This is a genomic window from Janthinobacterium sp. MP5059B, assembly GCF_001758645.1.
In the GTDB taxonomy this organism is placed as follows: domain Bacteria; phylum Pseudomonadota; class Gammaproteobacteria; order Burkholderiales; family Burkholderiaceae_D; genus Janthinobacterium; species Janthinobacterium lividum.
Window position 1 is genome coordinate 163,108 of the sequence record NZ_LRHX01000023.1, and the last position, 24,105, is coordinate 187,212.

The following is a 24,105-nucleotide window of genomic DNA, read 5'->3' on the forward strand; positions in this document are numbered from 1 at the left end:
CGGCACTGAAAAGGAAATCATGAAGCCTCTCGGCATTAAAGCAAAAGTCGCGCTGGCCACCAGCCTGACCTCGATCGCCATGATCGCGCTGGTCACCATGATCCAGGTGCAGCACATGCGCGACGACTTCACCCGAGTACTGCTGAGCCAGCAGTCATCCCTGATCAGCCGCACCGCTGCCGAGCTCGACGACAAGCTGGGCATGCTGCTGCAGATTGTCACCCTGACGGCCAGGCAGACGCCGCCGGAATTGATCGCCCAGCCAGCCAAACTGCGCGAATACTATGCGCGCCGCTCGATGCTGGTGCTGTTCGACGACGTGCTGGTGCTCGACGCGCATGGCGCCATCGTGGCCGACATGCCGGAAGTGGCGGGGCGCGCCGGCATCAACGTCGCCGAGCGCGAGTATTTCCAGACCGTCCTGCGCACGCGCCAGCCCATGATTACCGAGCCGATGCTGGGCAAGTCGAGCGGTATGCCCATCGTGCAGATGGTGGCGCCCGTGCTGGCCGCCGATGGCCAGGTGGCCGGCGTGGTGATCGGCGTGCTGCGCCTGTACAAGGACAATCTGCTGGGCCGCCTGCGCTCGGAAAAGATCGGCAAGAGCGGCTATTACTTCATCCTCACGCGCGGCGCCGTGCCGCGCTATGTGCTGCACCCCGATACCAGCCGTTTGCTGCAGCCGCGCAAGCCGAACGCCAACCTGACGACCACCCAGCTGCTGAAGGAGGATGGCGAAGGCAGCATGGTCAGCACCAACAGCCGCGGCATCACGGCCGTCAACAGCTTCAAGCGCCTGAAATCCGTGAACTGGCTGCTGGCCGCCTCGCTGCCCGTCGAGGATGCCTTCGAACCGTTCGATGGCGTACTGTACCGGCTGGTGCTGTGGAGCATCCTCGCTTCGCTGCTGGCCGCCTTTGTTCTGGGCTTGGTCACCGTGCGCCTGCTGTCGCCGCTGGTGCGCCTGCGCGACACCCTGCTGGCCCTGCGCACCAGCGGCAGCCGTTTCACCCCCGTGCCGGTACAGCAGCGCGACGAGATCGGCGAACTGACGGAAGCGTTCAATGGCCTGATGAGCGAACGCGACCGCCTGCAGCAGGAACTCGAAGCGCGCGCGGCGGAGCTGGAGCAGGAACGCGACCGGGCCGAGGCGGCCAACCGCGCAAAGAGCGATTTCGTGGCCAACATGAGCCATGAAATCCGCACGCCCCTCAATGCCGTGCTGGGCATGGTGTATTTGCTGGGCAATACCAGGCTCGACACGGAACAGCGCAAGTACCTGACCATGGTCAGAGTGGCGGGCCAGTCGCTGCTGGGCATCCTCAACGATGTGCTCGACTATTCGAAGATCGAGGCGCGCCGCATGGAATTGTCGCCCGTCGAATTCGACCTCGATGAAGTCATGAATACCCTGGCCACGACGATGACGATGAATGCGGGCGAAAAGGAGCTGGAACTGGCCATCGCCGTCGAGCCCGACGTGCCGCGGCGCCTCGTGGGCGACGCCCAGCGCCTGCAGCAAATTCTCGTCAACCTGGCCGGCAACGCCATCAAGTTTACCGAGAGCGGCGAAGTGGTGGTGGCCGTCAGCCTGGCCGAAAGCGAAAACGGGCGCGCCTGGCTGCGCTTCGAAGTGCGCGACACGGGCATCGGCATGACGGAACTGCAGCAACAGCAGCTGTTTGCCGCGTTTTCGCAGGGCGACCAGAGCATCACGCGGCGTTTCGGCGGCACGGGCCTGGGCCTGGCCATCAGCAAGCAGCTGATCCACATGATGGGCGGCGACATCGCCGTCGCCAGCAGCGAAGGCAAGGGCAGCCGCTTCTGGTTCAGCGTGCCCTTCGAGATGCTGGCGCAGCCGGCCGAAACGCGGCGCACGCCGGCCCTGGGCCAGCTGCGCCTGCTGGTGGCCGACGACAACCGCACCACGCGCGAACTGATCGTCAAGCTGATCGAGGCGTGGGGCTGGCTGGCCGACGAAGTGGACTCCGGCTTTGCCGCCATCGAACTGTACCGCGAACGCCTGGCGCAGCAGCAGCCGTATGACGTGGTGCTGGCCGACTGGCACATGCCCGTGATGGACGGACTGGCCACGGCCAAGGCCATCCGCCAGGCGGCCAGCGGCCAGCGCCAGCCCATCGTGGTGATGGTCAACGCCTTCGCCCGCAACCACCTGGAGGAAATCTCCAGCGCGGCCGAGGCCGATGTCGTGCTGATGAAGCCGATCACGGGCTCCAGCCTGTTCGATGCCCTGCACCAGGCGCTGATCGCCAAGAATGACGGCGGCGAGCAGCGCATCCTGCACCAGCCGCTGGGCACGGAACTGGCCGGCGTGCATTTCCTGCTGGTGGAAGACAATCATTTGAACCAGGCCGTGGCGCGCGGCATCCTCGAACACATGGGCGCCACCCTGGACGTGGTGGGCGACGGCTTGCAAGCCGTGGAACGGCTGCGCACGGAAGCGCTGCGCTACGACATCGTGCTGATGGACATGCAGATGCCCGTCATGGACGGTTTCAGCGCCACCCACATCATCCGCACGGAACTGCGCCTGAACCTGCCCGTGATCGCCATGACGGCCGGCGTGCTGGCGTCCGAGCGCGAGCGCTGCATGACGGCCGGCATCAGCGACTTCATCGCCAAGCCCGTGGTGGTGGAAGAGATGATGGAAGTCATCCTGCGCCACCTGCCCAAGCGTCCGCAAGTGCAGGCGGCCGAGCCGGTACGCGTCGCCGATGAAGAAGTGTTTTCCATGGCGCCGCTGATGCGCGTGATGGGACGCGACGCGAAGGGGCGCGGCGTGCTGCGGCGCATGGTGGAAGACGCGCTGAACAAGGGCATGACGCCCGTGCGCGACGCCGAAACAGCGTTGCAATCGGGCCGCCACAGCGACGTGGCGCGCATCCTGCACGGCGTGCGCGGCTCCGTGGGCACCCTGGGCACGAAACGCCTGATCCGCGCCGCGTTCGCCACCGAGGAAGCCATCGACGCGGGCCGCCTGGACGAGGTGCCGGCGCTGCTGGCGCACACGGCGCAGGAACTGGAGCAGGCGCTGGCGGCGGCGACGGATTGGTTGTCCAGGCTGAAGGATTAAGCTCGTTTGAACCCAAGAGATAAAGGCCGGGGTCGTACCCTCAGGGTACGACCCCAGTCCTTGCTTTGGGTTTAGGCGGGCACGCCCAGGATCACGCTGGATGCCTTGAAGATCGCCGTCACGCTGCTGCCGATGGCGATGCCCAGGTCGGTGCTGCTCTGGTTGGTGATGATGGCCGCAATCGTGCCGCCGCGCGGCAAGTCCAGCACCACTTCCGTGTTGACGGCGCCCGTCTGCACCCGCGTGACGGTGCCGGCCAGCTGGTTGCGCGCGGAAAAGCGCGCGCCTTCGCTGTCCGCCACAAGGATGATGGACGAGGCCTTGATCAGCGCAAACGCTTCCGCGCCCGACACCAGGCCCAGGCTTGCGCTGCTGCCTTGCGTGACGATGGCGACGATCTGCTGGCCGCCGGGCAATTCCAGGGTGACTTCGTCGTTGACGGCGCCCTGTTTCAGTTCGGCCACCTTGCCCAGGAATTGATTGCGTGCCGTGGTTTTCATGGCCATTCTCCGTATGAGTAAAAGATCGTCGGCGATGCCTTCCGCCTGGCTGCCCAGCTGGCGCAGGTAGCGGGCATGCTCACGCTCGATGATGCGGAAATTGTCGACCAGCTGGCGCCCCCGCTGCGTCAGCCGCGTGCCGCCGCCGCCCTTGCCGCCCGTCAGGCGCTCGACCAGCGGCTCGCCGGCCAGGTTGTTCATCGCGTCGATGGCGTCCCAGGCCGCCTTGTAGCTCATCTTCACAAGCTTGGCCGCCTGCGTGATGGAGCCGCATTCGGCGATAGCGCCCAGCAATTCCACCCGGCCGGCACCGCCCAGGTTTTCTCCGCCCACCGTCATCCATACCGAGCCTTGCAAGCCGATTTCCGCTGCCGCTGATTTATCCAATGCGTTCACCCAATGCCATGTGTTCTTCCCTGTTATCGATCTGTCCGTCGCGCAAGTACAGCACATGCTCGCCCAGGATGCGCGCATCTTCCGGATCGTGTGTGATCAGGATCATGGGCACGTCCAGGCGCTGCTGCCACTGGCTCAGTTCCAAACGCATTTTGACACGCAGGGCAGGATCGAGGGCGGCAAACGGCTCGTCGAGCAGCAACGCGGTCGGCTCGGCCACGAGCGCCCTCGCCAGCGCCACCCGTTGGCGCTGGCCTCCGGACAACTCGTCGGGAAACTGGTGCGCCAGTTCCTGCAAGTGGAAGGCGTCAAGCCAATGCTCGACCTTCTGCAATTTTTCGCGCGCGCGCGGATTGAACCAGCCCCGCGCCAGGCCAAATCCCACGTTCTGGCGCACCGTCAGGTGCGGGAACAGCGCGTAATCCTGGAACAGGTAGGCGACATTGCGCTGCTGCGGCGGCAGGTTGATGCCGGCGGCGGCATCGAACAGGGTGCGCCCGTTCAGGCGGATATGGCCCGCGTCAGGCGTGAAGAGTCCGGCAATGGCTTTCAGGGTCATGCTCTTGCCTGCGCCGGACGGGCCATACATGGCGATGCGCTGGCTATCGGACGTGCATTGCACTTGCATGTCGAAGCGGCGTTTGCCGGAGCGCAAGGTGGCGCGAATGTCGAGGTCGAGTTGCATAGGCGTCATCATAGCCGTCATTTGTGCGCGATGCGCCCGGGCGCCAGGCGGCCAGCCGACAACAGCACCACGATGCAGACAAAGGAGATAATCAGGACCAGCGTATTGGCCACGTCATCCTGGCCCGCCTGCACGGCTTCATACACGGCCACCGACAGGGTTTGCGTCTTGCCGGGGATGCTGCCGGCCACCATCAGGGTGGCGCCGAATTCGCCCAGGGCGCGCACAAAGCCCAGCAGCACGCCGGCCAGGATGCCGCGCCAGGCCAGCGGCAAGGTCACGCGAAAGAAGATCGCCATTTCCGAAATGCCCAGCACGCGGGCGGCCTGCTCCAGCTGGCCGTCGACGGCCTCGAAGGCGGCGCGCGCCGGCTTGAAGACGAGGGGAAAGGCGACCACGGTGGAAGCGATCACGGCGCCTTGCCAGGTAAAAATCAGGTTGATGCCGAAGCTGTCCTGCAGCCAGACGCCCAGGGTGCCGCGCCGGCCCAGCAGCACCAGCAGGTAATAGCCGAGTACGGTGGGCGGCATCACCATCGGCAGGGTCAGGAGGGCGTCGAGCAGCTCGCGCCCGGGGAAACGCGTGCGCGCCAGCAGATAGCCCGTGCCGATGCCGAGCAACAAATTGAGCGCCGTGGCCCACGCCGCCACCTTGAGCGACAGGGCCAGCGCGGTCCAGGCGATATCCATGCAGGCGCCTACCTGAATTATGGCTTCTTGAAACCGTACTTGGCGAGGATGGCTTGCGCCGGCGCCGTCTGCAGGTAGCTGACGAAGCGCTTCGCTTCGGCGGCATTGCTGCTGCCCTTGATGGTGGCGATCGGATACAGCACGGGCGCGTCCAATGGCACGTCCAGCACCACGTTGACCTTGTCTTTCATGATGGCCGCGTCGGTGGCGTAGACAAAGCCCGCATCGACTTCGCCGCGCGCCACGTAGTCGAGCGACTGGCGCACGTTCTGCGTGCCGATGGCCTTGGTCTGCACGGCGTCCCACAGCTTGGCCTTCTTCAGCGCGCCTTCGGAATAACGGCCGACGGGCACGCTGGCCGGGTTGGCGATGGCCACGCGGGTCACGCCCTTGTGCGCCAGGTCAGCCAGGCTCTTGATGCCCAGCTTGCTATCGTGCGGCACGATCAGCACCAGGCTGTTGCCGACGAAATCCATGCGGTCGGCCGGCAAGACGAGGCCCTGCTTTTGCGCCGCATCCATGGTTTCCTGGTCGGCCGAAGCAAACACGTCCACGGGCGCGCCCTTGACGATCTGTTGCAGCAGCACGCCCGAGGCGGCAAAGTTCAAGGACACCTTGCTGCCCGGATACTGCGCCTCATAGCTTTGCGCCGCATCCTTGAACGCATTCGTCAGGCTGGCCGCGGCCGACACCACCACTTCGCCGGCAAGGGCGGAGCTGGCGGCAGTAGCGAGAAGAGCGGTGCCAAGCAGGCGGGCGAGGGAGGTGAGGCGCATGATCGTATCCTTGTAAGTGAACGGTGACAAGGACCGTAATATACACTTATATATAGCGTTCTGCCATCGCGTGGGTCAAGCAATGGCAAATCGGCAAAAGAGGAAAATGCAGCCGGCGCCGGGAGAGGACAGGCCGGCTGCGGTACGCCGATGAAGCGTGACAGCACCCAGCCGAGTAATTTCACCGCTCAGATGAAGCGATCAATTCCTGCCCAGCCTCTCAAGCAAGGCCTTTTTTTGCGCGGGCGAGGCGGAACTGGTCTTGATGCCTTGTATTTGCGCCGCCTGCCTGTCTTCCGGCATCGCCGCAAACCGTTGCGCATATTCCTCCACCAATGCGGCATTCCCGCGCAGGGCTCCCGCATACAGCCAGTAATTCGCTGTGGATACTTCGCCTTTTTTCAAATATTCCTGGCGCAGTTCGGCAATGGCCTTGCCATCCCCATCGATCGCCCGCTGCTCCAGCGGCGTCACGGCAGGTTCCCCGCGCACCCCGCCGCCATCGTGTTTCGAGCGAGTCTTCGTACCAGGGCGGAATTTTTCAGCCGCCCGGACGGGATACGACTAGGATACGAATAGACCACGACACGATACGAGCAAGATACGAACAAGATACGGCCGCCGTCAACTGACGTCGATGCGGCCAATTTTTACCTTACTGCTCCGTTCGTGTACGTTTATCGGGACTGATCCGCCGCTCGCGCTTTTTTACGATTTGATAACTGAGACAGTGAACCGAACAGGCAATCCGAGCGAATTCAGAGCCGAGACGTTTTCCTTACTCAACTGAAAATTACAAGTCCCTCCGCCGTCGGCCTCGGCGTCGATCGCCACAAATACGTCCACGTATGCTTCTTCGACACCATTGATTTCCGACAAATTGATCCGGTTATCCCTAAATCTTGTAGTTACTTCGTCAACTACGGCCTGCAGCCCTGAAGAGTTTGCGTCAGCAACAATAGCCCAAATGCCGATTTTGGCCGTCACCTCCCGGTTCGAACTCGTCGTCCAACACTCCCCTTTGCGCCGAGATTTTGAAGGTTCGATACCGAGTAAGGAAGACACTGTAACCGGGTCTAGTGAGTCACCACGCAGATAAACCGAAACGTCGATTTTCATATCCATTTCCTTCATTTTCGTTTGGCATCCTCAAGGTTTCCAACTACTTCGCCGTCCGGATCAAAAACGTCGCCAGTCTCGGGATTGACACCAAAGACGTCCGTCGGCTTACTCCCTAGGCAGTCCTGTTTGATTCCGTGGAACCGCCCCCTGCCTTCCTTCTGACCTAATCCATTCCTTCGCCCCCATTCATCCGCGCCCTTATCTCCTGGCCAAACTCCTGGAAGGAAACTGCTAGCGGACTTTGGTTGCGAAATTCCTTTTATTATCTTATCGCCGACCCACAGGCCGACGCCTAACCCGATGGCACCACCCACTACTGTGCCGACACCTGGAAACACAACAGTTCCAATTTCTGCTCCAATTACGGCTCCGCCGACAGGATTCAATCCACGCGGGTCCGTATAGCGGAGCGGGTTCCCTTGAACGTATGCGTAGGTATTGATGCCACCTCGGAGCCCGATGGGATCGCTCTGCAAATACCGCCCCAGCGATGCATCGTAGTAGCGGTGCCAGTTGTACCACAGGCCCGATTCGGCATCGTAGTACTGGCCCGGGAAGCCGATATTCAGGCCGCCAATCGTGTCGACGATGACGGCGCGGTCAAATGCGGCATTGGCGGCGCGCCATACAACGGCACCACTGGCATTGCTCATGACTTCAGGGCGACCCAGGTGATCATTGTGACTAAAGTAAACCTGGTTGGCACGCGCCATGCCAATCAGCTCGCCGTTGAACCAGAAATAATGACTGGTTTGCGCTCCCACTTCTGCCAGCAGTTCACCGCCTGGACCATAAATGGCTTGCGTGATGCCACCGGCTCCATCTTTTTGCACACGCTGGTTCAGCGCATTGGTACGATAGTCTCCGACATAACGGCCATTGACGATCACGCCACGCATGCGGTTGAATCCATCGTAGGTATAGGAACGGCTGCCATCATGGCGCGATTCGCTGGCCAGCGTGCCCACGGGGTTGTAGCTGAAGTTACGAAACTCGCCATTGCCGCTCCATGATGCGAGCCGGTTGCTGCCGCTATCGAGCACGAAACTATAATTGCTGCCTTTCCTGGCCTGGCCTGTACGATTGCCAGCCTGGTCCCAGGAGAAACTCTGATAGTCGATCCGACGCGTCACCAGTCCTACGCGGTCAGCAGCATCATAGTCAATTCCCTGATTCATATGCTCATTGCCCGAATCGATCATGGCAATGATCTGATTCGTACTGTTATGGCGATATTCCACGTTTTCCACATTGCCGGAAATGCGCGTAATGCGGCCATCCGCATCCAGCGTCACTCTGCGTGGTAAATTATTCCCGTAGCGCCATGCATGAGGCTGGCCGCTGACCGGCTGATACAGGACTGAATCAACGAGTTTCGTCCACACACCGGTCGCATTCGTCAACAGTTCACTCACGCGGCCATAAGCATCGTACGAATAAAAGGTACGCGTGCCCGATGGGTAATGGATGCCCTCCAGGCGACCAGCGGCATCATAGTCCCAGACAGTCGTATAGCTGGTGCCGTATATATTATTGACTTGTACAGTGAGCTGCCCAGATGCGTTGTAGGCGTAGCCGGTGTACCCCGTAAGATCCGTGAAACCAGTCAGGCGCCCCTTGCCAAACCGTCCCTCGTCATAGGTAAATTTCTCGGTTTCACCACTATTACTGCGTGATATTTGACGATCCAGACTATCCAGGGTGTAGCGGGTAACTCTGCCATCGGAACGTGTTTCACTTTCCAACCGGCCCGCAGGGTCATAGCCATATGTGGCGGTACCCGTATCTGGACTGACGATGCTGGTCACCTGCCCAAAACCATTATAGGTATAACGCGTTTGCAAGGGGCGCGGATCAGTCACCGATGCCAGCCTGCCTTCGGCATCATAGCCCCTTACGGTTACCCCGCCATCGGCCGCGGTCATCTTGACGAGACGATTCGCGGCGTCATACGCATATGAGGTCGAGCGGCCAGCCGCATCGGTAACGCTCACGAGATTGCCATTGTGATCGTATCGTTTGTCGAGACGCTGACTATTATTACCGAGCTCACTATACGGACGGCCCAAGGAATCCATTTCCATCGTGGCGCTCATCTCACCGGCAGCAACCGGGACTGGCACGCCAGCACTCACCTCCGCATGATGCAGGGCAGAACTCACACGCACGCTGTTGTCGGGAACATTCACCGCAATATGCGTGAATTCCCCCAGCGCATTGCCGACATATTCGACCCGGCCGCCGGCAGTGTATTGATACTGCGTCATGCTGCCGTCTGGATAACTGATGGAACGCACCAGGTCGCCCGCATGATAGGCAAGATGCGTCGTCTGGCTGCCATTGAGCGTCGTTGCCAGTAGGCGGCCCATGTCATCGTAAGCATAGGTACTGGCGACACCATTGCTGTCGGTATAGCTCGATGGGCGCCCCATGCCGTCATGGCCTGCCCACGCTTGCTGGTGGCCCAGCGGATTCGTCATGCCAGTCAGGTTGCCGCGCGTGTCGTAGTCATAGCGCGTGACTGCGGCGCCACCAGGCAGGCTGCGCGATACTGTCCAGCTCGACATGGTGCTGTTCGGATAAAACGTGTACGTGTGCACGAATTTCTTTTGCTTGCCGGTCTTCAGATCATCCCAGGTTTCGCTCTCGAGCTTTCCCGACGGGGCCCACGCATGGTAGTAGGTATAGCTGACGCGCAAGTAGGCTACGTTGCCCGCATTGCGGTATTCGGTCTTCTCAATTTCATTCCCATTCCAGCTATGCACGACCGTCTGCGCCGCGCCCGTGCCTGCCGCCGTCGTCTGGCTCAGCAGGCGGCCGCCGGCGTCATAGCTGTAGTCCGTCTTGTTGCCATTCCAGTCCAGCGTATAGTCGACGTAGCCGTTGGCGTCATACGCGGTGCTGGCGGCCGCCGCGGCGCACGTCGCCGTGCCGGCGCGGGAAACCGATGTCGGCTTCAGCTCGCCACCGATCAGGGCAAACTTGTGGGTGGTCGCTTGTTGACGCGCATCGGTCACCGTCGTTTGATTGGCGCCATAGACGAACGTCTCGCGCTCCTCTCCACCCTCGAGGCCGCTCTCGCTGACCCGGCCATCGGCGAAATACGCATAGCGGCCATGGCGCTGCCCATTGATGCTGATCCCCGTCAACAAAACGGGATTGGCCGTCTCGTAGTGATACTCGCGTACCTCCTGGCTGGCTGGCGCCGTGACCTTGGCGAGCATGCCGCTGGCATGGTATTCATAATTCCAATCATTGCCCGCCGGATCACGCACGCGGCTCACCTTGCCATTGCCGCCCCAGGTGAACTGGATCAGCTGGCCGCTGCTGTTGCTGACACTGGCAAGCTGGTTGGGATTGGCGCCGTACTGGAAATTGAGTTGCGCGCTAGCACCTTCCATGATGGAGACGATGGCACCCACTTTATTATAGGTATACGTATTGCCATTGGCCCACAGGACCCATCCCATTCCCGGCGTGTAGACCATTTCTCCCCTGCGCGCCGATTTTCCTGACAGGTATAAGTAAGAACCGGCTTTCGGGTCCAAGGTGGAGGGGAACTCGTTTTCCCCGACAAATTGATAATTGGTCGTGCTGCCGGTGGGATCGGTCACCGTCACGGAACGGGGTATGCATCGCCCCGTTCCCGTATTGCCGCAATTCGGTTCATTCAACCTGGGCACATCCACGTTGGACAGCCACTGTGGTCCGAACAGGGTGCCGACCGCATGCTTGCTGCGATAGGTTCGCTTCAGCCCCAGGCCGTACAGGCCCAAGGACTGGAAATCCACCTCAGGCTTGATCTTCTCGCCGGTGGCAATGACCACCGGATGCGCCGTCATGGCACCGCAGCGATTGATATTCGTATTGGCATTCGATGGCGCGGCATCGGTATTGGCGGGGCCTGGCGTGCCGGCACCGCGCGAAGGACGGTTGTAGAGGTCGAACATGTCGCCGGGCCAGCGGCAAAATACACCGCTCATGGCAACGCAGTCTTCATAGGCCTGCCGTTCCCGCTCGGCGGTAACGGTGATCGTGGGCATGGTGTAGCTTTGTGCAAACGGACTCTGGAAGAAGAGGATGAGGAATACTAAAACGAGTTTTTTCTGGAATAGGCTGAACATGAGAGTGAATCGGAGGTATTTTTGGCTAAGCGTCTCAAAGAATGAAACGCCAGCTAACATTGACATGTTAGCACTATATTTCATTGCTTATACGTAATGTCCTTACCGTTTTCAGGCCATTCTTCCATATTCAAAAGACACGGCCCTTTGCAGGCAATGTCGCTGCACATTCCTGATATACTGTATATAAACACAGTATATCGGGGTGAGCCATGGAATTGACGGACAAGCTGGAAATCCTGGCCGATGCGGCCAAGTACGACGCGTCCTGCGCCAGCAGCGGCGCGCCCAAACGCGATTCCATCGGCAAGGACGGCTTTGGCGCCACCTCGGGCATGGGCATTTGCCACAGCTATACGCCGGACGGGCGCTGCGTCTCGCTGCTCAAGATCCTGCTGACGAATTACTGCCTGTACGATTGCCAGTACTGCGTCAACCGTCGCAGCTCGAACGTGCCGCGCGCGCGGTTTACGGTGGCCGAGGTGGTCAAGCTGACGGCCGACTTTTACCTGCGCAACTATATCGACGGCCTGTTCCTCAGTTCCGGCATCATCCAGTCGGCCGACTATACGATGGAGCAGCTGGTGCAGGTGGCGCGCGAGTTGCGCGAGGTGCACCAGTTCCGCGGCTATATCCATCTGAAGACCATCCCCGACGCCGATCCCGCCCTGATCGCGCAGGCGGGCCGCTATGCCGACCGGCTCAGCGTGAATATCGAACTGCCGACGCAGGACAGCGTGCAAAAGCTGGCGCCAGAAAAAAGCGTGCATACGATTAAGCTGGCCATGGGCGCCATCCGCCGCAAGCTCGATGAGAAAGCGGAAGAACCGCGCGCGCCGCGTTTCGCGCCGGCCGGGCAAAGCACGCAAATGATCGTCGGCGCCGACGCCAGCGACGACCAGCAAATCCTCTCCACGGCCGAGACCCTGTACGGCAGCTACAAGCTCAAGCGCGTGTACTACTCGGCGTTCAGTCCCATCCCCGACAGCCCGAAAAGCGTGCCGCTGGCGCCGCCGCCCATGCTGCGCGAACACCGGCTGTACCAGGCCGACTTTTTACTGCGCAGCTATGGTTTCCAGGCCAGCGAACTGCTGCCCGCCACGGGCGGCAACCTGGCGCTCGATATCGATCCGAAACTGGCGTGGGCGCTGGCGCACCGCGAACATTTTCCGCTGGACTTGAACCGCGCGGCGCAGCACATGATCGCCCGCGTGCCCGGCATCGGCCTGCGCAACGCGCAGCGCATCGTCGACCTGCGCCAGTTGCGGCAAGTGCGCTACGCTGACCTGTCGCGCCTGCGCTGCAGCATGAAGAAAATCGCCCCCTTCATCATCACGGCCGACTACTTTCCCGCGCGCGACACCACCGCCTCGGAACACCTGCGCCGCGCCATGGCGGAAGCGCCGCAGCAGATGAATTTGTGGCCTGAGCTGCAGGCCGCATGAGTACGGTGGTGCGGCTGGCCCAATCGTTCGACGAGTGGCGCGCGGCCGCGCGCGAACTGATCGCGCGCGGCGTGCCACCTGCCGACGTTGCCTGGCAGTCACAGCCTGGTGATGGCGACCTGTTTTCCTCGACGCCAGATGCGACGGATACCAGCGCGCCACTGCTGCGCCTGCCCCGTTCCCTGGTGGAATTGCTGGAAAGCGCCGCCTGTTTCAACGTGCATGACCGCTGGGCATTCCTGTACCAGGTGCTCTGGCGCTGGCAGCTGGGCCAGCATGACGTGATGTCGCCGGCCGACGCGGACGGCGCGCGCCTGCATGCCATGGCCAAGGCCGTGCACCGCGAAGAGCACGACATGCATGCGTATGTGCGCTTCCGCGAGCGGGCGGAAAGCGAGGGCGCGCCCCGCTTCGTGGCCTGGTTCGAGCCCACGCACGACGTGCTGCCGCAGGTGGCGCGCCACTTCGCCCGCCGCATGGGAGCCAACAGCTGGATGATCGCCACGCCGACCGCCAGCATGCTGTGGGATGGCACGACCTTGCACGCGGGACCGGCCCTGCTGCGCGGCGCGGCCGATATCGACGATGCGGGCGAAGCCCTGTGGCTGACTTACTACCGCAGCATCTTCAATCCCGCGCGCGTCAATGCCGGCCTGCTGCGCAGCCATATCCCCTCGCGTTTCTGGAAGAATTTGCCGGAAGGCGCCATCGTGCCCGCCATGCTCAGCGGCGCCGCCAACGGCGAACGGCGCACGGGCCAGACGGCCAGCGTGGGCCAGCGCAGCGGCGCGACCATGATCCCGGTCTCCGCCGAGCGCGCCCAGCCCCCGCGCGACCTGCCCACCACCCTGGACCAATGCCGCCGCTGCGCGCTGTGGCAGCACGCCACGCAAGCCGTGCCCGGCACGGGGCCTTCTCAGGCGCGCATCATGCTGGTGGGTGAGCAGCCGGGCGACCAGGAAGACCTGGCAGGCTTGCCGTTCGTGGGCCCGGCCGGCGCGCTGCTGGACCAGGCGCTGCAGGAAGCGGGCATGGCACGCGACAGTATTTACCTGACCAATGCCGTCAAGCATTTCAAGTGGGAACCTCGTGGCAAGCGCCGCCTGCACAAGACGCCAGCGCAGCGCGAGATCCTCGCCTGCCATGGCTGGCTGGAACAGGAATTGGCCAGCGTGAAACCGCAAGTGATCGTGGCGCTGGGCAGCACGGCATTGAAGTCCATCCTGCAGGACGGCGCGGCAAGCATGACGCCGCTGGTCGGCACGCCCATCCGGCACGATGGACGCTGGGTGGTCGCCGTATATCACCCCTCGTATGTGCTGCGCGCGCCGGATGAGGGGAGCCGGCGGCAGGCTTACGAAGTGATCGTGGCGGGGTTGCGGCAGGCGCTGCTGCTAGGGCAGGATAGCCATCACAGCGTTGAAGCAGGCACTTCCTGCCCCTCATCGCGCCGCGCATAGCGTTGCGCGATCACGGCGCAGATCATCAGCTGAATCTGGTGGAACAACATCAGCGGCAAGATCACCATGCCCAGCGAACGGGTGGAAAACAGCACCTTGGCCATCGGCACGCCGCTGGCCAGGCTTTTCTTCGAGGCGCAAAAGACGATGGCGATTTCGTCTTCCTTGTTGAAACCCAGGCGGCGGCTGATGAAGGTGGAAATGCCCAGCACCAGCGCCAGCAGCAGCAGGCTGATCAAGCCCAGGGCGACCAGGGTTTCCACCGAAATCGTATGCCACAGGCCTTCGCTGACGGCTTCGCTGAAGGCCGTGTAGACCACCAGCAAGATCGAACCCTGATCGACATATTTCAGGGTGGCTTTATGGCGGTCAACCCAACGGCCGATCCAGCGACGCAGGAACTGGCCGGCCAGGAATGGCAGCAGCAGTTGCATGACGATGGACAGCACGGCGTCCACCGACGACTTGCTTTCCGCGCCCTTGGCCACCAGCAAGCCCACCAGGATGGGGGCGAGGAAGATACCGATGAAGTTCGAGGCCGAGGCGCTGCAGATGGCGGCCGGTACGTTGCCGCGCGCCATGGCCGTCATGGCGATCGATGATTGCACAGTAGAGGGCAGCGCGCACAGGAACAAAATGCCCATGTACAGGTCGGGCGTCAGGAAGGTCAGCGCCAGCGGACGCAGGGCCAGGCCCAGCAGCGGAAACAGGACAAAGGTGCTGGCCAGCACCAGCAAGTGCAGTCGCCAGTGCATGGCGCCGGCCACCACGGCTTCGCGCGACAGCTTGGCGCCATGCAGGAAGAACAGGGCGCCGATGGCAACCGTGGTGATGTTGCCGAAGACCACGGCCGTCTGGCCCGTACAGGGCAGGAATGTGGCCAGCCCCACGGTGACGAGCAGGGCGATGGTGAAATTATCGGGTTTCAGATTGCGCAACAGGGCAGCGGGGGAAAAAGAAGACATGCGGTAGCCTGGTAACGGTGCAGCCTTGCAACAGCATGCTGTGCCGGGGATGACAAACAGCGCCGGGAGCGGCGCCAGTACTGGCTATTCTACCTGTATTGCCCAATTCCTTGCCTGATGGCATGGCCTGGCTTTTCGGCGCAAACCGGGCGGACAAAAAAATGCCCTGTCCGCAGACAGGGCAACCCGGAGTAAAGTACAGCGCGAGGCGTTACCGCGCGGGGATTAGCCGGCGGCTTTGACTTTCAGCTCGTTCTTGATTTCTTTCACGCCGCTCACGGAAGCGACGATCTGCACGACGCGGTCACCCGCTTCGGCGCTCGGCACGTCGCCCGACAGGACGACCACACCTTGCTGGGTTGCTACCTTGACTGGCAGGGCAGCGGCTTGCGCATCGGCGCTCAGGGCGGCCTTGGCCGAGGAAGTGATGGTTTCATCAGGGACGGCAGCGGCAGCGTTGGCGGCCACTACGGTGTCAGCAGGAGCTTGTGCTTTTGGGGCGGAGTCAGCTGCATGCGAAGCGGTGATCGAGGCGCCCGACAGTACGATAGCGGCAACCAGGGTATTGAACAGTTTCGATGTTTGCATGGTAGTTCCTCTCAATGAAGTTAAAAGCTTCTTACTTGGATAAAGCAACACTTTGAAGCGTCACATCTACCCATACAGCAAGCACCGTGCCAGCTTTTAAATTTCCTTGAAAATCAACGACTTACATTCTAACTCGATTTTTCCAGCCCGTTTGAGACGGATCTGGCCGAAAAAACGGGGCTTTTTGTCGCCTGACAGCGACAGCTTGTGGCAAGACCGTCAATGTTTTACGCCAAGCCCCTGATTTTCAACGCTTTATTTTTGTCGCTATTCAGCGACAGGGTCGCCGTCAAGCCGGAACAGGGCCGGCGTCAGCTCGTATTTCTGTAATAAACGGTAGAACTCCGTGCGGTTGCGGTCGGCCAAGCGGGCCGCGTCGGCCACGTTGCCATCCGTCAGGCGCAGCAATTGGATCAGGTAGTCGCGCTCGAAGCGCTGCTTGGCTTCGTTGTAGCTGAGCGCCTCCAAGGACGGCACGCGCAGCGCGCGCTGCACCAGGGACAAGGGCACCAGCGGCGCCGTGGCCAGCGCGCACACTTGCTCGACGACATTGACCAACTGGCGCACATTGCCGGGCCATGGCGCGGCCACCAGGGCAGTCAAGGCATCGGGCGCGAAGCCATTCAGGGGTTTCTGGTACTTGGCCGCCAGCTTCTGCAGGAAATGGTTCGCCAGCAGAGAAATGTCTTCGCGGCGCTCGGCCAGCGGCGGCAGGGTCAAGGTCACGACATTGAGGCGGTAATACAGGTCTTCGCGGAATTGCCCCTCCTGCATGGCCACGTCCAGGTCGCGGTGCGTGGCGGACAGGAGCCGCACGTCAACCGGGCGCGTCTGGTCGGCGCCCACGGGGCGTACGGCCCGCTCCTGCAGCACGCGCAGCAGTTTCACCTGCAGCGGCAAGGGCATGTCGCCGATCTCATCTAAAAACAGGGTGCCGCCATCGGCCGCCTGGAACAAGCCTTCGCGGTTGCCGACGGCCCCCGTAAACGAGCCTTTGACGTGGCCAAACAGTTCCGATTCCAGCAGCTGCTCGGGAATGGCGCCACAGTTGACGGCAATGAACGGCGCCTTGGCGCGGCGGCTGGCGTTGTGCAGGGCGCGCGCCAGCAATTCCTTGCCCGTGCCGGAGGGTCCGCGGATCAGGATGCTGGCGTCCGATCCGGCCACCAGCTTGGCTTCGGCCAGCAGTTCGGCCATCTGCGCACTGCGGCTGATCAGCTCGGCACGCCAGCTCTCGTCACCGGACGCTGCGGCCGGCATGACGGTGGACAAGTTGATGGCATACGCCACTTTTTCCATCAGCAGCTTGCCGTCGAACGGCTTTGTCAGATACGCAAACGCGCCGCGCGCCGTCGCCTCGACGGCATCGGGAATGGTACCGTGCGCCGTCAAGAGAATCACGGGCAGGGCCGAATGCTGGCGGCGGATTTCATCGAACAAGGCCAGGCCGTCGCGGCCCGGTAATTGCACGTCGGTAATGACCAAGGCCGGCAATTCCACGGCCAGGCGCGCCAGTGCCGCTTCCGCGCTGCCCACGGCCGTCACGCGATAGTTGCCCGCCTTCAGGCGGATGGTCAGCAGGCGCAGCAGGTCGGGATCGTCGTCGACCAATAGAATGTGGGCGTGCTCGCTCATTTCGGCGCTCCCGCGGCGGGGCGCACGGACAGGCTGCGCTCGATGTTTTTCAGTGCTTCCAGTTTTTCATTGAGCTGGTCGATGCGGCGCTGGGCGTCGCGCAACTGCGTGTTGAGCTTGTCGATGCTCTCTTCCTGGCGGCGCAGCTCCGCATACTGGCTGCCGAGCAATTGCGCCAACGGCGCCAGCAATTGCGCGTCCTTGCCCGTGGCCGTGGCCAGCGGTTCCAGCAAGGCTTGCGCGCGGGCCAGGTCCCCGGGACCGCGCAAGGCCGCTTGCAGCATGGCGCGGCGCAGCGTGTTGTGCGGCGCGTGATCGGCCTTGGCCAGGTCCAGCTGCGCTTTCACCAGTTCCGACGGCGTCATCAGGCGCAAGGCGCCTTGATACGCCAGCAATTCGGTCAGCTGAGGATCGGCCACCACCACCACGCGCGGCGGCGTTTGCACCAGCACGGGCGTCTGGATGGGGGGCTTGGCGGCGCAAGCACCCAACAGCAGCGCGCTGGCGGCCATGCCGGCCAGGGAAATTCTCGTCATCATAAGGGCAGTTCTATCCGAAAATGCGCGCCGGCGGGGCGCGGTAAAAGAGTGACGCTGCCATCGTGGGCGGCGATATATTCGCGTACGATGGACAGGCCGATGCCATTGCCGTTGCGCGCGCCGGCCGCCTGGCGCACTCCCTGGTAAAACGGTTCAAAAATCCGCGCAGCATCCTCGGGCGCCACGCCGGCTCCCTCGTCGATGCAGTCGATGCGCACGCGGCCGCCTTCGCAAGACAGGGTAAACCGTATGGTGCCGCCTTCCGGGCTGAAGCGCACGGCATTCGACAACAGGTTCGCCAAGGCCGTCGCCAGCTTGTCGCGGTCGGCCTGCACGATCAGCGACTCGCCCTGCACCTCGACCGTCAAACGGCGCGCCAGCCATTGCAGGCGCTGCCCGGCCACCACATCTTGCAGCAAGACCAGCAGATCGACCTTGCTGCGCGCCAGGTGCTGGGCGTCAAAAGCGGCGGTATTGTAGCGCAGCAAGTCTTCGATCTGGGTTTGCAGCGAGGCCGTGTTTTGCTGCAGGATGCCGGCGATTTCGCGCTGGCTGTCGCTGAGCTTGCCGGCCACCTCGTCTTCCAGCAAGGCCACGCCTTCGCGCAGGGCTGCCAGCGGGGTTTTCAACTCATGCGAAATATGGCGCAAAAAACGCTCCTTGTCGGCATCGAGATCGGCCAGGCGCTGGCGCAGCCAGTCGAGCTGCTGGCCCAGGCGGCGCGTATCGGCCGGTCCACCGACGACGATGGGCTGGTCATAGCGCTTGTCGCCCAGGCGCTCGATGGCCGTCTCGATGCGACGCAGCGGGCGCGACAGCAAGAAGCCAAAGCAGGTGGCCAGCACGGCCGCCAGCAGCACGGCGCCGCCCACCAGTACGCCCAGCAGGCGGCGCTGGCGTTCCAGCTCGGCCAGCAGGGCGTCGTTGCGGCTGCCGATTTCCGTCTTGCTTTCGCGCGCCAGGCTGTCATTGATCTGCGTCATGCGGGCAAACGCGCGGTACACGACGGCATGGCCATCGCGCTTGCGGCGCTTACCCGCTTGCAAGACTTCCCACGCCGATTGCGCCTGCACCGTCCATTCGTCGGCCAGCTGGGGAGCGAACTCGGGCGTGGCCCGGTTCAGCACTTGCAGCGCCGCCGTCGCTTCGTCGCGGGCCGCCGCGTAGCGCTCGCGGAACACGGGGTCGTCGAGCACGAGGAATTGGCGCGCGCTGCGCTCCATGGCCAGCGTGCGCTCGGACAGGCGCTGCGACTGTTCCGTCAAGGCAATCGCCTGCGCCGCCGTCTCGCGCCCCAACCGCGCCAGGTGTTCCAGGGTCAGCAGGGCTTGCACGGAGGTGGCCGTCAAAATGCCCGTCGTCAAAATGAAGGCGGCAAATAACAGTTGGCGAAAGGAAAGTCGGGACAAGGTAGGCGCCTTCGGTTCAGTCTGGACAGTAAAAGGCGCATGGTACGCTAAGCTTTCATTCGGAGACGCCAGCCACTCTGAAATGATCAATTTTGCAACACTGTCGCTTTTCCAGCCGCCAGCAAGGCCCCGGCGGCGGCGCACGAATACTCCTAGTACAATAGAGAAAAGCTTCATACAGGCATCAAACTGGGGCCCGCCCTGGCATTGCGCCAGTTTGCCCCCATATGTGATGCAGCCCCACTGACACTCCGAATCACCTACCGCAGAGATCCCATACCGCATGAGCACATTTGAAAAAGTCAGCAGCAACTTCATTCCAGTCTTGCAGGCAACCATCGAACAATATGTCGAGCCAGCAACGGGCATGCGCCATATCCACATGCATACCGAGCAGGCTGAGATGGTGTTCCTGGTGGCCTTTCCCACTGTGCCGGAAGTGAGCGACGGGCGCGCCCACATCCTCGAGCACCTGGCCTTGTGCGGCTCGTCCCGCTACCCGGTGCGCGACCCCTTCTTCTCGATGCTGCGCCGCTCGACGGCCACGTTCATGAATGCGATGACCTATCCGGACCGCACCGTGTACCCGTTCGCCAGCACCGACCGCAAGGATTTCTTCAACTTGCTCGACGTCTACCTGGACGCGGCCTTCTTCCCGAACCTCGATTACCTGAATTTCCGCCAGGAAGGCTGGCGCCATGCGTTCGAAGGCGACAAGCTGGTGTACCAGGGCATCGTCTTCAATGAAATGAAGGGCGCTTTCAACAGCCCCATGCGCGCGCTCGACAGCGGCATCGCCAGCGCCTTGCTCAAGGGTACGACGTATGAAGTGGAGTCGGGCGGCGATCCGCTGGTGATCCCGGAACTGACGCATGACATGCTGAAAGAATTCCACGCCAGCCACTACCATCCGTCGCAAGCCGTGATCATGACCGCCGGCAATATCGAAGCGTCGGCCGTGCAGGAACAAGTCGCCGAGCGCGTGCTGTCCAAGCTCAGCGGTTTCTCCGAACGCCGCCTGCCGCAGCTGGCGCCCGCGTGGACCACGCCGCAGGAAAACATCGTCAAGATTCCGTCGCAGGAAGCGCGCGACGATGAGTTCGGCCTGCAATTCGCCTGGCTGATGGGCGAGTCGAGCGACCCCATCGCGTACTACCACGCGCATCTGCTGTCGCACGGCTTGCTGGGCGAATCGTCGGCGCCCATCATGCGCGCCATGGAATCGGCCGGCTATGGCCGCCCATCGGATATGAATGGCCGCGACGCGGGCATCCGCCAGATGGTGTTCCACATCGGCATGGAAGGTTTAACCAAAGAACAAATCGCCGATGCGCACCAGCGCATCTGGACGGCCCTGGAAGAGACGGCGCAAGAGGGTATTCCCGCCGCCGTGCTGCACGCGGCCTTGCGCGACATCAAGTACAGCCAGCGCGAAATCAGCAGCGGCCGCATGCCATACGGCCTGGGCCGCTTGCTGCACGCCTTGCCGCTGGCCATGTACGGCGGCGACGTGATGGATGCGTTCGACAACGCGGCCATCCTGGAAACCCTGGAACAACAGATCGAAGACCCGGAATTCTTCAAGCAGCTGGTGCGCGAGCTGATCGCCAATCCGACCCGCTTGACGACCCACGTGGTGCCCGACAGCGCCTACTTCACGGACCGCGCCGCACAGGAAGACGCCAAGCTGGCGGCCCTGCAAGCGACGCTGACGGATGCGGAACGCGAGCACATCGTGGCCGAGTCCGCCGCGCTGGAAGCGCATCAGCAACTGCCATCGAATTCCGAAGTCTTGCCGCGCATCCGCCCCGGCGACGTCAGTGCGCTGCCGCGCCCGGCACTGCCGATTCCCGCCGCCGTCGACGGCGCCGTGGCGTTCAGTATCGCCTCGAACGGCATCAGCTATGCCAACGTACTGTACGACGTGTCGAACCTGCCGGAAGCGTCGTGGCCCTGGCTGCGCCTGTACACGGACCTGGCGCCGGAACTGGGCGTGGGCGACATGTCGTTCGACGACGCCAGCGCCTGGCGCCAGAGCATGGTTCCCTCGTTCCACATCGGCCTGGAAGCCATTCCCCGCCCGCAACAAGCGATGCGCGTGGAATTGTCGTTCTCGGCCAGCGGCTTGCGTGAAGAACACGCGGCGATCGCCGCCGTGCTGTCGGCCTGGATCGCCAAGCCCCGCTTCGATGAAGAAGAGCGCCTGGCTTTCCTGATCGAAAGCCTGGTGCAGGACAAATTGAGCAGCCTGGCCGAATCGGGCAACCGCTACGCCATGCTGGCTGCGGCGGCGCCGCTGTCGCCCACGCGCCGCTTCGACGACATCGTCGGCGGCCCGGCAGCGCTGCCGTTCTACCGCCGCTTGCAGCAATTGAGCAAGACGTCGGCAGGCTTGCAGGAAATCGCCCGCGAACTCGACACCCTGCACGCGCACATCATCGCCCAGCAGCCGACCGTGCTGTGCGCAGGCCTGGAGCAAGATGGCATCACCCTGGCCCGCTTGCTGGAATTGCCGGCAGCCAGCACCGATGCCACGACGCCAAGCGACACGGCAACGCCAAATGCCTTGCCGCTGGCCAACACGGCCCTGCATGCGACGAGCCAGATCAACCATTGCTTCGTGTCCTGGGCCGTGCCTGGCGTGCACAACCCGGACGCGTCCGCCCTGGCCGTGGCCGCCGAACTGATGACCAACCAGGTGCTGCATACGGCCCTGCGCGAAAAAGGCGGCGCGTATGGCGGCAGCGCCAGCTATGCGGCCGGCGCCGGCACGTTCACGTTGAGTTCCTACCGCGATCCGCGCCTGGCCGGCACGTACGCCGACTTCGGCACGACCCTGGATCAAATCCTCGACGGCGATTTCTCGCAGGAACAAGTGGAAGAAGCCATCATCTGCGTCATCAAGGGCCTCGACAAGCCGCACTCGCCATACGCGGAAGCGCTGACGGCGTGGAACATGCAGCAGCGCGGCACGACGGAAGCCGTGCGCCAGCAATTCCGCACCGGCGTGCTCAATTGCACCCTGGCGCAGATCAAGGCTGTCACGCGCACCTGGCTGAAGAACGGCCAGCCGAGCCGCGCCGCGTTTGCGGGCAACACGACGCAAGACCTGGCCGGACTGGAAGTGGTCGATTTATTGGCGCTGGCTTCCTGAGCTGGCCGGAGACGTCGGATTACGCGCGGCGTTGCCGCGCTAATCCGACCTACCCGATCTGTCGCGTAGGTCGGCTTAGCGGCGGCACGCCGCGTAATCCGACACCACCAGACACCACCACCTATCAGCCAGGTACGGCGCCTGGTTCCATGTACATCAACTCCCACTGATGTCCATCCAGGTCCTGGAAACTGTGGCCATACATGAAGCCGAAATCCATCGGCTCCTTGTAGATGCTGCCGCCCGCCTGGACGGCCTTCGCCACCAGCTCATCGACTTCGCCCCGGCTCTCGGCCGACAGGCACACGAGCACTTCCGTCGCCACCTTGGTATCGCACAGCTGCTTGGGCGTAAATTGCTGGAATTTGTCGTGCGTCAACAGCATCACGAAGATGTCGTCGGCAACGATCATGCACGTCGCCGTTTCATCGGTGAAGTGGGCGTTGAAACTGAAGCCCAGCGCCGTGAAGAACGTCACGGAACGTTCCAGCGACTGGACGGGCAGATTGACAAAGATTTTGCGGGCCATCATGTCTCCTTGTGGGTCGTATGAGTGTGCTGCCCGCCGATTCTACACCGGCTTTTTACGTGCCAGCGCGTCCCACGGTCTTCGGCGCGTAGCCGAAATAGCGGCTGAACGCGGCGCTGAAATTGGACGGATGGCGATAGCCCGTTTGCCAGCCCGCCTGGGCGACTTGGCAACCATTTTCCAGCAGTAACTTTGCCCGCTGCATGCGCAGCGCCAGCAGGGTGCGCTGCGGACTGTCGTTGTAGCGGTAGCGCCATCCTTGCTTGAGCTTGAACAGGCTCAGCCCCACTTGCGCGCACAAGTAATCGAGCGTGAGGTCTTGCGCCATCTGCTCCTGCATCAGCGCGTAGGCACGCTCCAGCTTGATCATCTCGGCCTCGGGCCAGCGCGGCGCGGGAGCGGACGCGGGCGCCGGGCGCAGTGCCCGCAACTGTTCCGCCAGGACACTGAGCACGCCGATATGCACGGCCAGCGGGTCTGTCGCACGCAGCAGCGCCCGCGCCTGCAGGGCGGAGGCCGCCGTGGTGGCCGCATGCGCCAGCTGGCGCGCGCCTCCGTTGGGCAGCAGGGATGCCAGGCCCTCCGGCCAGTAGCGCGCCAGCGCGTCTTCAGCGACCAGCACGCGCAATTGCGCCGCCCGTTGATTCGCCTCGAAACGGCGCTCGCCGCTGACGTGGCGAAACGCCGTCACCGTCGTATGCCCCCCCCGGAAACGCAATTGTTCGCCATCGCGCGTCGTGTAGCCGGACACGCCTTGCAGGCCGATGGTGATCACCATGCCGCCCGCATCGTCATGCTTCGATTGCTCGACGAGCGCCAGCCGCGGGCGGTAATCGGAATGCACGAGCAGCAAGCCCTGATCGACCTGGCGCTGGTCGGCGCGGCACTCGCCCATGCCGGGATCAAGCTGGCGCCGCGTCCAGCCTGCCGCTTCCCTGTCCTGTTCCATCATCGCTCCTCCTGTTTTCGCGCGCGCCGTCGCGCATACGAAATGC

18 protein-coding genes are annotated in these 24,105 nt (G+C 62.8%); 4 read left to right on the forward strand and 14 right to left on the reverse strand.

The window, feature by feature from the left end; genetic code table 11:
* Positions 1-19: 19 nt before the first annotated feature.
* The gene (locus JAB1_RS28320) at positions 20-3,094 is read left to right on the forward strand and encodes a response regulator (protein WP_070278502.1); all 3,075 of its coding nucleotides are present in this window, start codon (positions 20-22) and stop codon (positions 3,092-3,094) included.
* Positions 3,095-3,165: 71 nt separating this feature from the next.
* Here the strand turns inward: JAB1_RS28320 and JAB1_RS28325 are convergent, their stop codons facing one another.
* The 7 genes from JAB1_RS28325 to JAB1_RS28355 form a co-directional block, all read right to left on the reverse strand.
* Positions 3,166-3,933: a TOBE domain-containing protein gene (locus JAB1_RS28325; RefSeq protein WP_070278471.1), complete on the reverse strand. Its 768-nt coding sequence runs from the start codon at positions 3,931-3,933 to the stop codon at positions 3,166-3,168.
* Positions 3,934-3,973: 40 nt separating this feature from the next.
* A complete protein-coding gene (locus JAB1_RS28330) occupies positions 3,974-4,684 on the reverse strand; it encodes an ATP-binding cassette domain-containing protein (protein WP_217494257.1) in 711 nt (236 codons plus the stop codon).
* 8 nt (positions 4,685-4,692) lie between these two features.
* A complete protein-coding gene (modB, locus tag JAB1_RS28335; RefSeq protein ID WP_034782706.1) occupies positions 4,693-5,364 on the reverse strand; it encodes a molybdate ABC transporter permease subunit in 672 nt (223 codons plus the stop codon).
* A gap of 17 nt (positions 5,365-5,381) precedes the next feature.
* Positions 5,382-6,140 (reverse strand): molybdate ABC transporter substrate-binding protein, encoded by a 759-nt coding sequence (modA, locus tag JAB1_RS28340; RefSeq protein WP_070278474.1) that lies wholly within the window; start codon positions 6,138-6,140, stop codon positions 5,382-5,384.
* A gap of 201 nt (positions 6,141-6,341) precedes the next feature.
* Positions 6,342-6,632, reverse strand: a complete 291-nt coding sequence (locus JAB1_RS28345; protein WP_070278476.1) for a hypothetical protein — start codon at positions 6,630-6,632, stop codon at positions 6,342-6,344.
* A gap of 216 nt (positions 6,633-6,848) precedes the next feature.
* The gene (locus JAB1_RS28350; RefSeq protein WP_175445006.1) at positions 6,849-7,259 is read right to left on the reverse strand and encodes a DUF4279 domain-containing protein; all 411 of its coding nucleotides are present in this window, start codon (positions 7,257-7,259) and stop codon (positions 6,849-6,851) included.
* An 11-nt stretch (positions 7,260-7,270) separates the two neighbouring features.
* Positions 7,271-11,386, reverse strand: coding sequence for an RHS repeat-associated core domain-containing protein (locus JAB1_RS28355; RefSeq protein WP_070278481.1), 4,116 nt, complete (start codon positions 11,384-11,386; stop codon positions 7,271-7,273).
* 212 nt (positions 11,387-11,598) lie between these two features.
* On the opposite strand from JAB1_RS28355, the gene JAB1_RS28360 reads away from it, so the two are divergent.
* Both JAB1_RS28360 and JAB1_RS28365 read left to right on the forward strand, forming a co-directional pair.
* Positions 11,599-12,831 carry a putative DNA modification/repair radical SAM protein gene (locus tag JAB1_RS28360; RefSeq protein ID WP_070278483.1) on the forward strand — a complete coding sequence of 411 codons (1,233 nt, stop codon included), beginning with the start codon at positions 11,599-11,601 and terminating at the stop codon, positions 12,829-12,831.
* Entirely contained in the window at positions 12,828-14,291 is a 1,464-nt protein-coding gene (locus tag JAB1_RS28365) for a UdgX family uracil-DNA binding protein (protein ID WP_070278486.1), read from the forward strand. The genes JAB1_RS28360 and JAB1_RS28365 overlap by 4 nt, the downstream gene beginning before the upstream one ends.
* Here the strand turns inward: JAB1_RS28365 and JAB1_RS28370 are convergent.
* The 5 genes from JAB1_RS28370 to JAB1_RS28390 all read right to left on the reverse strand — a co-directional run bounded on the left by JAB1_RS28370 (position 14,243) and on the right by JAB1_RS28390 (position 19,427).
* The gene (locus tag JAB1_RS28370) at positions 14,243-15,256 is read right to left on the reverse strand and encodes a bile acid:sodium symporter family protein (protein ID WP_070257873.1); all 1,014 of its coding nucleotides are present in this window, start codon (positions 15,254-15,256) and stop codon (positions 14,243-14,245) included. The genes JAB1_RS28365 and JAB1_RS28370 overlap by 49 nt on opposite strands.
* A 225-nt stretch (positions 15,257-15,481) precedes the next feature.
* Complete coding sequence (locus JAB1_RS28375; protein WP_034752546.1) at positions 15,482-15,844, reverse strand: BON domain-containing protein; 363 nt, start codon at positions 15,842-15,844, stop codon at positions 15,482-15,484.
* Between the two features lie 267 nt (positions 15,845-16,111).
* Positions 16,112-17,479 carry a sigma 54-interacting transcriptional regulator gene (locus JAB1_RS28380; protein ID WP_070278488.1) on the reverse strand — a complete coding sequence of 456 codons (1,368 nt, stop codon included), beginning with the start codon at positions 17,477-17,479 and terminating at the stop codon, positions 16,112-16,114.
* Entirely contained in the window at positions 17,476-18,018 is a 543-nt protein-coding gene (locus JAB1_RS28385; RefSeq protein WP_070282968.1) for a hypothetical protein, read from the reverse strand. Before JAB1_RS28385 ends, JAB1_RS28380 begins: the two co-directional genes overlap by 4 nt.
* A complete protein-coding gene (locus tag JAB1_RS28390; RefSeq protein ID WP_070282970.1) occupies positions 18,015-19,427 on the reverse strand; it encodes an ATP-binding protein in 1,413 nt (470 codons plus the stop codon). Before JAB1_RS28390 ends, JAB1_RS28385 begins: the two co-directional genes overlap by 4 nt.
* 283 nt (positions 19,428-19,710) lie before the next feature.
* On the opposite strand from JAB1_RS28390, the gene JAB1_RS28395 reads away from it, so the two are divergent.
* The gene (locus tag JAB1_RS28395) at positions 19,711-22,581 is read left to right on the forward strand and encodes an insulinase family protein (RefSeq protein ID WP_070278490.1); all 2,871 of its coding nucleotides are present in this window, start codon (positions 19,711-19,713) and stop codon (positions 22,579-22,581) included.
* A 124-nt stretch (positions 22,582-22,705) separates the two neighbouring features.
* Here the strand turns inward: JAB1_RS28395 and JAB1_RS28400 are convergent, their stop codons facing one another.
* Positions 22,706-23,110: a VOC family protein gene (locus JAB1_RS28400; protein WP_070278492.1), complete on the reverse strand. Its 405-nt coding sequence runs from the start codon at positions 23,108-23,110 to the stop codon at positions 22,706-22,708.
* A gap of 55 nt (positions 23,111-23,165) precedes the next feature.
* Positions 23,166-24,062 (reverse strand): AraC family transcriptional regulator, encoded by an 897-nt coding sequence (locus JAB1_RS28405; RefSeq protein WP_070278494.1) that lies wholly within the window; start codon positions 24,060-24,062, stop codon positions 23,166-23,168.
* Positions 24,063-24,105 lie beyond the last annotated feature (43 nt).

Excerpts from the sequence above, each read along its gene's own strand:
- JAB1_RS28330 (WP_217494257.1), bottom strand. The coding sequence starts at position 4,684 with ATGACGCCTATGCAACTCGACCTCGACATTCGCGCCACCTTGCGCTCC.
- modB (WP_034782706.1), bottom strand. The coding sequence starts at position 5,364 with ATGGATATCGCCTGGACCGCGCTGGCCCTGTCGCTCAAGGTGGCGGCG.
- JAB1_RS28365 (WP_070278486.1), top strand. The coding sequence starts at position 12,828 with ATGAGTACGGTGGTGCGGCTGGCCCAATCGTTCGACGAGTGGCGCGCG.
- JAB1_RS28385 (WP_070282968.1), bottom strand. The coding sequence starts at position 18,018 with ATGATGACGAGAATTTCCCTGGCCGGCATGGCCGCCAGCGCGCTGCTG.
- JAB1_RS28400 (WP_070278492.1), bottom strand. The coding sequence starts at position 23,110 with ATGGCCCGCAAAATCTTTGTCAATCTGCCCGTCCAGTCGCTGGAACGT.
- JAB1_RS28405 (WP_070278494.1), bottom strand. The coding sequence starts at position 24,062 with ATGATGGAACAGGACAGGGAAGCGGCAGGCTGGACGCGGCGCCAGCTT.
- JAB1_RS28360 (WP_070278483.1), top strand. The coding sequence starts at position 11,599 with ATGGAATTGACGGACAAGCTGGAAATCCTGGCCGATGCGGCCAAGTAC.
- JAB1_RS28320 (WP_070278502.1), top strand. The coding sequence starts at position 20 with ATGAAGCCTCTCGGCATTAAAGCAAAAGTCGCGCTGGCCACCAGCCTG.
- JAB1_RS28395 (WP_070278490.1), top strand. The coding sequence starts at position 19,711 with ATGAGCACATTTGAAAAAGTCAGCAGCAACTTCATTCCAGTCTTGCAG.
- JAB1_RS28350 (WP_175445006.1), bottom strand. The coding sequence starts at position 7,259 with ATGAAAATCGACGTTTCGGTTTATCTGCGTGGTGACTCACTAGACCCG.
- JAB1_RS28375 (WP_034752546.1), bottom strand. The coding sequence starts at position 15,844 with ATGCAAACATCGAAACTGTTCAATACCCTGGTTGCCGCTATCGTACTG.
- JAB1_RS28325 (WP_070278471.1), bottom strand. The coding sequence starts at position 3,933 with ATGACGGTGGGCGGAGAAAACCTGGGCGGTGCCGGCCGGGTGGAATTG.
- modA (WP_070278474.1), bottom strand. The coding sequence starts at position 6,140 with ATGCGCCTCACCTCCCTCGCCCGCCTGCTTGGCACCGCTCTTCTCGCT.
- JAB1_RS28355 (WP_070278481.1), bottom strand. The coding sequence starts at position 11,386 with ATGTTCAGCCTATTCCAGAAAAAACTCGTTTTAGTATTCCTCATCCTC.
- JAB1_RS28380 (WP_070278488.1), bottom strand. The coding sequence starts at position 17,479 with ATGAGCGAGCACGCCCACATTCTATTGGTCGACGACGATCCCGACCTG.
- JAB1_RS28370 (WP_070257873.1), bottom strand. The coding sequence starts at position 15,256 with ATGTCTTCTTTTTCCCCCGCTGCCCTGTTGCGCAATCTGAAACCCGAT.